Below are 7,873 nucleotides of genomic sequence, written 5' to 3'. Positions count from 1 at the left end.
AAGACGCTCTGCCGCGGTCCCATCGCTGACCCGCCTACTGCTCCCTCTCATAGGCCGCTGCCAGCCGCTGGGGTGAGGCGCCGGCGAAGAAGCGCAGCATGGCCACCGCGTTGCGCAGTTGCTGGCGCAGCACGCCGCCGCGCTCGAAGCGCACCGCCGAGGTGGTGACCTCGGAGCCGAGCTTGCGGATACGCCGCAGGGTGCCGCTTTGGCGGCGTACGCGGCGCGCCAGCTCCACGTCCTCGAACAGCGGCCAGTCAGGAAAGCCACCGACGGCGTCGAACAGCGAGCGCCGAATCAGGTAGCCCTGGTCGCCGAAGGTGGTCCAGACGGAGTCGAAGCGTGAGCACCAGGCGTAGAGCGCGAGCAGCGGGTGGCGACGGTCAAACCTTAGTCGGAAGCACGCCATGCCGACGGTTGGGCTACCGAAGGCTTCCGCGATGACCTGCGCGGCGTCGGCCGGCAGGCGGGTATCGTCGTGCAGGAACAGCAACAGCCGCGCACGGCTCGCCCGGGCGCCCGCGTTGCACTGAGTGCCGCGGCCGCGGGGCGCCCGCAGCAGGCGGCAGCCGGCGGGCAGCGCGACGGCGCCTGCGGGCGCCGCGTCCTCCGGCTCCACGATGATGACCTCGCTCGGCTGCAGGCCCGCGACAAGCGCATGGGTACCGGCCGCCAGCTCGGCGTCCAGCTGGCGAGTGGGGATCACTATCGCGAGATCCATCGCGGGCTTCAGGGCTGGTTCCGGGGTTGGTTCGGGGGCGGCCGTCGCGGAAAAGGGTGCAGGCGGTGCTGGTGGGTCTCTCTCTGTCATGAGCGCTGACGGCGGGTGGCATTCCTGACAAATTGGCGCAAGCCGCGCAAGCCGCGCAAGCCGTCTCGGACGGTGTCATGCTCGGAGGCGATCATCCCAGCGGGCGATTTTGGGGCGATACCGCCCTTTTGCAGGCGGACGGGTAACTGGCACGCCAGGTGCTTCAGACCAAGCCATGAACAGCCTCCAGCAGCAGACCCAGGCGCTGCGCCCGCGCGCCGACGCCCTCTGCACCGCCCTGCGTCGAGAAGCGGCGCGTCTGTTCGGTGCCGACACCGCCGCCGGCTGTGCGCCGGACACCGCGGTCTACCGGCTGGAACGGGACCCGGCCGCCGGCGCGGACAGCCTGGTCGCTGAATGGCAGGACGCCCGCGGCTATCGGATCGGCATGCTCGTGTTCCACCCCGACGGCAGCTGCTTCGGCGAGTACGACATCGCGCGCATGCATCCTCGGGACACGCGATGGTTCGTGGAGGCTGTCGAGGCTTGGGCCGGTGCCCCTGACTGTGGCGATGCGGCCAGCGTACGTGCCGACCTTCGCCTGCTCGCGGCGCCCTGAAGGCACGTTGAAGACGCCCTGAATGGCGAGGCAAGCCGCACGCAACCGCCGGCCACCGCCGGGAGCCCATTCATGACCGAGCGCTTGCATCTGATCCTCTATCACAAGCAGCGCAGCAGCGCGCGCCTGCGCTTTCTGCGCCATGCTCACGGCGGCGTCTGTACGCCCGGGCCGTTGCCGGCGGATGCGGTGGTGCAGAGACATCCCTGCGATGCAGAGACCAGCGCCGACGGCGGCCGGCTGCAGCTGCACCCGGGCATGCTGCTGCGGGCGACGGAGGCCAACCTCGGCCTGCCCCGCGGGTGCCTGGAGCCAGATGCCGGCTTCCGCGGCCACGTGTGCAGCGCCGACGGCTGCGCGGCCGTGCGGCTCGCGAGCTTCACCAACCTCGATCCGCCCATGGCCGCCGCTGCATCTGTGGGTGCCACGTTCCTCGACCTGACCGCAGCAAGGGGACTGCCGGCGGCGGAGCTGGCACTGTTGCGGCTCGCCTACGAGCACGTGTTGGGCTGAGCGCCTGCAGGACGCTCGCGTCTCTCGCGCAGGCCCCGGACGGCCCGGAGGCCCGCCGCACGCATTGCTTGATACGCGGCGGCTCAGGCCCGGCGCAGCTCAGGCCCGGGCAGCAGCCACCGCGGTCCCGGCGGAGCGGATGGTTGGCGCCGGCGCCGGCGGTCCGTAGTAATCCGGCAGCGACTCGTCTGGTGCCGCGGACGGGGCATCCGGCGTCGGCATCGCCTCGGCGTCCGGCCGCGCCCGTTGCTCCGGCTGGTCGGGGCCCGGTTGGCGCGTAGGCCTAGTGCCGGAGCCCGCATTGGTGTCGCTGCCGCGAGCAGCACCGGCCTGGGGCGCGCGGGCGGACGGTTCCTCGGATGTGCCGGCTTCCTCGGATGTGCCGGCGTCCGCAGTATCGGCACCGGAATTGGCGGCCGCCGGTTCCGGGTCGGGCGCGGAGGCGGGCGTCTGCGTCCCGCTGCGAGGCTCGCCGGCACCGCCCGCGGGACGGTCTGCCGTGCCTGCAGCTTGCCCGCCGCCGGCACCTTGAGCCGGCGCCACAGCATCGGGGGCGCTGCTCGGCACCTCAACGCCAGCTTCCTCCAGCGCCTCGATCTCCGCATCCAATGCGTCCAACGCAGTGCCTTCGGCGGCCGCGGCCGCTCCCGCCCGGCGGGCCCGCCCGTCCCCCCGCCGGCGATCGGTGCGGCCGGCCTAGTTGCCACCACCGGGGCGGCCTCCTACGCCGGACGCAGCCGGTGCCGGACCCACGTGCGCGAACACCGCGGCGGCCATGTCCGGAGGCATGCGGATGCAGCCGTGCGAGGCGGGCTGCCCCGGATTGGGGATAGGACCGGCGTGCATACCGATGCCGTCGTAGGTGAGGCGCATGAAATGCGGCATGCTCGCGCCGACGAAGCGGGCGCCGCGCGGCACCGGATCCCTGCCGTGGGCGCTGGCACGAATGACACGGCCGTTGCTGCCGACGATCTTCCCATACAGGTTGGAGCGCTTATCGCGCACCTTCTCGAGGATGGAGAACTGACCGCGCGGGGTTGGGTGACTCGACACGCCCGATGCGATGGTGGTCCAGCCCACCCGCTCGGCGCCTGCGAAGAAGGTTGCCGTCTGCGCATTGGTATCGATGACGATGCGTGTAATATCCCGCCCGTCGCCGGACCATTCGAACAGCTGCCCCGGCGCCGCTTCCGGCGTCGGCTCGGATTCCGGGGGTGGCTCAGACGTCTCGGCGACACTGCCCTCGCCGGATTCCGGCGTCTCAGCTTCTGGCGGTTCCGACGTCTCCTCCTGGGACGTCTGCATTGTCGGTGGCAGGTCAGGGAAGCTCATCTGGGCGCAGCCCGCGGCCGTCAGCAGCCAGGCAGCAAGCAGCAGGAGGGGGCCCACGCGGCGACGCGGGTCCGGGGCGGTGTGCGGATGGGTCATGGATTCGTCCGGCATGGGCATTGGGAGCGCCGGCGGCGCAGAGCCAAGACGTTAACCGATTGACGCAGCTGGAGCAAAGGCGCGGACGCTGGGCCGGCGGTATAGGGCGGTACTCGGCGCCCCGGTTGCTTGGGACAGATCCCGGGAGATGTCCTCCCGACCGGCGTTGACGCCCGAAGCGACTGGACGTGCGCGCGACCCTGCTCGCTGGTGTGCTCCCTGGAGCTGCCACGTGACGCGCAGCCGCAAAGGGCAATCGCGGGGTGCTTCCGAAGACAAAATGCCTGCAGCGTGCCGACCTCGAGGTGCCGTCGCCGGCCGACGATACGGTATCCTCTACCGCATCAATGCGGCCATTGCCCATCGCCCGATCGCCCGCTTTCGTCAACGGTCGACCTGTGCGGCGCGGGCGCGCTTTTGGCCTCTATCCAGACAAGGCCCTTCAAGCAGATGCAAACCGAATACGACGCCGCCGCCATCGAGGCCGCGGCACAGCAATATTGGGACGCCCACCAGAGCTTCCGCGCCGTGGAGGACCCCTCGCGCGAGAAGTTCTATTGTCTTTCCATGTTTCCCTACCCGTCTGGGCGGCTGCACATGGGCCATGTGCGCAACTACACCATCGGCGATGTCATTGCCCGCCATCAGCGTATGCTCGGCAAGAACGTGCTCCAGCCCATGGGCTGGGACGCCTTCGGCCTGCCCGCCGAAAACGCCGCCATCAAGCACGGCATCCCGCCTTCGCGGTGGACGCGCTCCAACATCGAGGCCATGAAGGAGCAGCTGAAGCGGCTCGGCTTCGGCTATGACTGGTCGCGGGAGCTCGCCACCTGCGACCCCGACTACTACCGCTGGGAGCAGTGGCTGTTCACCCGGCTCATGGAAAAGGGGCTCGCCTACCGCGCCAAGGCCACCGTCAACTGGGACCCTGTCGACCAGACCGTGCTTGCCAACGAGCAGGTGATCGATGGCAAGGGCTGGCGCTCCGGTGCGCCGGTGGAAAAGCGCGAGATCGAGCAGTGGTCCGTGCGTATCACCGACTATGCGCAGGAGCTGCTGGACGCCATCGACACCCTGGACGGCTGGCCCGAGCAGGTGCGCACCATGCAGCGCAACTGGATCGGCCGCTCCGAGGGCGTTTACATGGAGTTCGGCATTGCGGACAGCGAGGAAACCCTCGGCATCTACACCACCCGCCCGGACACGGTGATGGGCGTTACCTATGTCGCTGTTGCCGCCGAGCATCCGCTGGCCCGCGCCCGCGCTGAGCGGGACCCGGACCTCGCCGCCTTTATCGATGAATGCCGCCGGGGCGGCACGACGGAGGCGGAGCTCGAGACCATGGAGAAGCGAGGCCATCGCCTCGGCCTCGACGCCCTTCATCCCATCACCGGCGAGCCGGTGCCGATTTTCGCCGCCAATTTCGTGCTCATGGGCTATGGCACCGGCGCCGTCATGGCCGTGCCCGCCCACGATCAGCGCGACTGGGAGTTCGCCGAACGTTATGGCATTCCAAAGAAACAGGTGATCGTCAGCGCCGACGGCAGTCCCTGCAGCATCGAAGACGGCGCTTATGTCGAGAAGGGCGTGCTTGCCGACTCAGGTCCCTTCGACGGCCTCACGTCGGAGCAGGCCTTCGACGCCATCGCCGACTGGCTCGCCGAGCGTGGCAAGGGCGAAAAACGGGTGAATTTCCGGCTAAGGGACTGGGGCGTATCACGCCAGCGCTACTGGGGCTGTCCGATCCCGGTGGTCCACACGCCGGACGGCGGCGTTCGCCCAGAGACCGAGCTGCCAGTGCGACTCCCGGAGGACGTCGTCGTCGACGGCTCCGGCTCCCCGCTCAAAAAGATGGAATCCTTCGCGAAGCTCGCCAAAGGCGAGACTCGAGAAACGGACACCTTCGATACCTTCTTCGAGTCCAGCTGGTACTACGCGCGCTACTGCTCTGCCGACTGCGACACGGCCATGCTGGACGAGCGGGCAAACTATTGGCTGCCGGTGGACCAATACGTCGGCGGCGTCGAGCACGCGGTGCTGCACCTGCTCTATGCGCGCTTCTTCCACAAGCTCATGCGCGATGAGGGGCTGGTGGATTGTGATGAGCCCTTTTCGCGGCTTTTGACCCAGGGCATGGTCGTAGCTGAGACCTGGTATCGCGAGGGCGCCGATGGCCGGCGCACCTGGTACAACCCGGTCGACGTGGAGGTCACCCGCGATGACAAGGGCAAGCTCGTCGGCGGCGTGCTGAAGGCGGACGGTGAGCCGGTCACCTTCGGCGGTGTCGAGAAGATGTCCAAGTCCAAGAATAACGGCGTGGACCCGGAAACGCTGATCGAGCGCTACGGCGCCGACACCGTGCGGCTCTACACCATGTTTACGGCGCCGCCGGATCAGTCGCTGGAGTGGTCCGACGAGGGTGTGGAGGGCGCGGCGCGTTTCCTGCGCCGGCTTTGGTCGCTGGCGGCGGGTACAGCCGATGCAGTGCGAGCGGCAGCGGGTCCCGATGGCGCCGATGCAGCCACGGCCGATGCCCGCCGGGACATCCACACGGCGCTGAAGAAGGCGCTGTTCGACTACGAGCGCCGGCAGTACAACACCGTGGTCTCGGCCTGCATGACCATGGTCAATGTCCTCTACAAGCTGGAGGCGCACCAGCCGGTACAGGCGGCGGTGCTGCGTGAGGGGCTGGGCGTCGTGCTCCGCTTGCTCGCGCCCATCGCGCCGCATGTGACGCATCATCTGTGGCGGGAGCTCGGCTTCGGCGATGACGTGCTGACCGCCGGTTGGCCCGTCGTGGATGAGGACGCGCTGGCGCAGGACAGCATCCAGTATGTCGTCCAGGTGAACGGCAAGGTACGCGGCAAGGTGCAGGTGGCGGCGGACGCCCCGCGCGAGGCCATCGAGGCTGCGGCGCTGGCCGATGACAACGTCAAGCGCTTCACCGAAGGTGTTACGGTCCGCAAGGTGATTGTCGTGCCCAATAAGCTCGTCAACGTCGTCGCCAAATGACCCCGTCGGCTGACAAGACCCAAATGCGGGGACGGTATATCGAATTGCTGCATGCTGTTGTCTGCGAGCGTCGCGCCCGCGGGGTACTGCGGTCGATGCCGGTGCTGGCTTTGCTGGCCATGTTGGTGGCCGGTCTCCATGGCTGCGGCTTCCAACTGCGCGGCGCCGTGGACATTCCGCCCGGCCTGAGCCCCGTGTATGTGCGTGGCGGTGGGCTCGTGGGACGCAGCGTCGAGGCGCGTCTCGCCGCGAGCGGCGTGCCGAGCACCCGCAGTGCCGCCGATGCGGGCCTCGTCATCGACATTCTGTCCGAGAATCGGAATGCCCGTGTGGTCGCAGTGGATCAGAATGGCAAGGCGCTCGGCTACATGCTCACCTCCCGGGTGCGCTTCAGCGTCGTCGACAGCAGCGGCGCCGCCATCATCGAGCCGCAGGAGCTCACGCTGGACCGCACCTTCGATGACAACCCCGACGTCGCCGTGCTCGGCAAGGAGCTGGAGACCGATATCATTTACGGCGACATGGCGGACGACGCCGCCGACCAGGTCATCCTGCGGCTGCGCGCGGCGCTTCGTCAGCGCACGGGCACCGGCGCCTAAACAGCGGGCGCCTCGTTGCGGCAGCACGAGACCTGACATGCGACTCGAGCCCGACAAGCTTGAGGACGCACTGCAGCGCCCGCCGGCGCGTGCCTACCTCCTGTTTGGCGACGAGCCGCTGCAGCTCGCAGAGGCGGCTGACGCCGTGCGTGCTGCCGCCCGCGCCCACGGCTTCAGTGAGCGCACCTGCCTGGATGCCGATGCTCAATCGGACTGGTCCGCGCTGGAACACGCGGCGGCCTCCTTGTCGCTCTTTGCCGAGCGCCGCCTGGTGGAGGTTCGCCTTGCGGGGGAAGGCGTCGGTGCCGACGGTGCCAAGGCGATTCGTCGCTACTGCGATTTGGCCGCCGACGACGTGCTCCTCTTGATCATCGCGCCTCGGCTCGACTGGAAGACATTGTCGTCCAAATGGGCCCAGGCGCTCGATGCCGCGGGCGTTATCGTGCAGGTGCGCCAGCCCCAGGGGCGGCGCCTCCAGCAATGGCTGCTCGCGAGGCTCAGGCGTGCCGGCTTCCAGCCGACGGACGAGGCCCTGGCACTGCTCGCCGAGCGTGTGGAGGGCAACCTGCTTGCCGCCGCCCAGGAGATCGAGAAGCTTGGCCTGTTGCGGGAGCCGGGCACGCTGGACGCGGAAGCCCTGTTGGCCGGCGTCTACGACAGCGCCCGCTACGACCTTTTCGACTTGACCAACGCTGCCGTTGCCGGTGACCGTGCCCGCGTGGATCGCGTGCTGCGAGCCCTGCATGCGGAAGGGACGGCGGCGCCGCTGGTGCTCTGGGTGCTGGCGCGCGAGCTGCGCAAGCTCGCCGCGATCGCGTTTGCGCAGGCCAACCGCGGTGACATCGCCGCAGCATTGCGGGAGCACAAGGTCCCGGAATCCCGCCGCAGCGCCACCTTGACCGCCGTGCGCCGGCTGCCGCGCGAGAAGACCCCCCCGTCGCCCCCCCAGCA

At 69.0% G+C, this 7,873-nt stretch carries 8 protein-coding genes; 5 read left to right on the top strand and 3 right to left on the bottom strand.

Annotation, left to right across the window (positions count from 1 at the left end; genetic code table 11):
• Window positions 1-34 precede the first annotated feature (34 nt).
• The gene (locus I6U14_RS15760) at window positions 35-721 is read right to left on the bottom strand and encodes a TIGR04283 family arsenosugar biosynthesis glycosyltransferase (protein ID WP_296900473.1); all 687 of its coding nucleotides are present in this window, start codon (window positions 719-721) and stop codon (window positions 35-37) included.
• Between the two features lie 265 nt (window positions 722-986).
• Here I6U14_RS15760 and I6U14_RS15755 point away from each other — a divergent pair, with 265 nt between their 5' ends.
• Together I6U14_RS15755 and I6U14_RS15750 are read left to right on the top strand one after the other, a co-directional pair.
• Window positions 987-1,370 (top strand): hypothetical protein, encoded by a 384-nt coding sequence (locus I6U14_RS15755; protein ID WP_296900472.1) that lies wholly within the window; start codon window positions 987-989, stop codon window positions 1,368-1,370.
• Between the two features lie 72 nt (window positions 1,371-1,442).
• Window positions 1,443-1,883 (top strand): hypothetical protein, encoded by a 441-nt coding sequence (locus I6U14_RS15750; protein WP_296900471.1) that lies wholly within the window; start codon window positions 1,443-1,445, stop codon window positions 1,881-1,883.
• Window positions 1,884-1,982: 99 nt separating this feature from the next.
• On the opposite strand, the gene I6U14_RS15745 is transcribed toward I6U14_RS15750, so the two are convergent.
• Both I6U14_RS15745 and I6U14_RS15740 read right to left on the bottom strand, forming a co-directional pair.
• Window positions 1,983-2,501 carry a hypothetical protein gene (locus tag I6U14_RS15745; protein ID WP_296900470.1) on the bottom strand — a complete coding sequence of 173 codons (519 nt, stop codon included), beginning with the start codon at window positions 2,499-2,501 and terminating at the stop codon, window positions 1,983-1,985.
• A 78-nt stretch (window positions 2,502-2,579) separates the two neighbouring features.
• Window positions 2,580-3,332: a L,D-transpeptidase gene (locus tag I6U14_RS15740; protein WP_296900469.1), complete on the bottom strand. Its 753-nt coding sequence runs from the start codon at window positions 3,330-3,332 to the stop codon at window positions 2,580-2,582.
• Window positions 3,333-3,761: 429 nt separating this feature from the next.
• Here I6U14_RS15740 and leuS point away from each other — a divergent pair, with 429 nt between their 5' ends.
• From leuS to holA, 3 genes are all read left to right on the top strand, one after another.
• A complete protein-coding gene (gene leuS / locus I6U14_RS15735; RefSeq protein ID WP_296900468.1) occupies window positions 3,762-6,323 on the top strand; it encodes a leucine--tRNA ligase in 2,562 nt (853 codons plus the stop codon).
• A gap of 23 nt (window positions 6,324-6,346) precedes the next feature.
• Window positions 6,347-6,922 (top strand): LPS assembly lipoprotein LptE, encoded by a 576-nt coding sequence (lptE, locus tag I6U14_RS15730; RefSeq protein WP_296900467.1) that lies wholly within the window; start codon window positions 6,347-6,349, stop codon window positions 6,920-6,922.
• 37 nt (window positions 6,923-6,959) lie between these two features.
• Window positions 6,960-7,873, top strand: a 914-nt coding sequence (gene holA, locus I6U14_RS15725; RefSeq protein WP_296900466.1) for a DNA polymerase III subunit delta, incomplete at its 3' end; no start/stop codon positions are given.

It is taken from the genome of Thiohalocapsa sp., assembly GCF_019695415.1.
GTDB lineage: Bacteria > Pseudomonadota > Gammaproteobacteria > Chromatiales > Chromatiaceae > Thiohalocapsa.
Note: the sequence above shows the minus strand (reverse complement) of the source record. Positions and strands in the feature narration are given on the sequence as shown.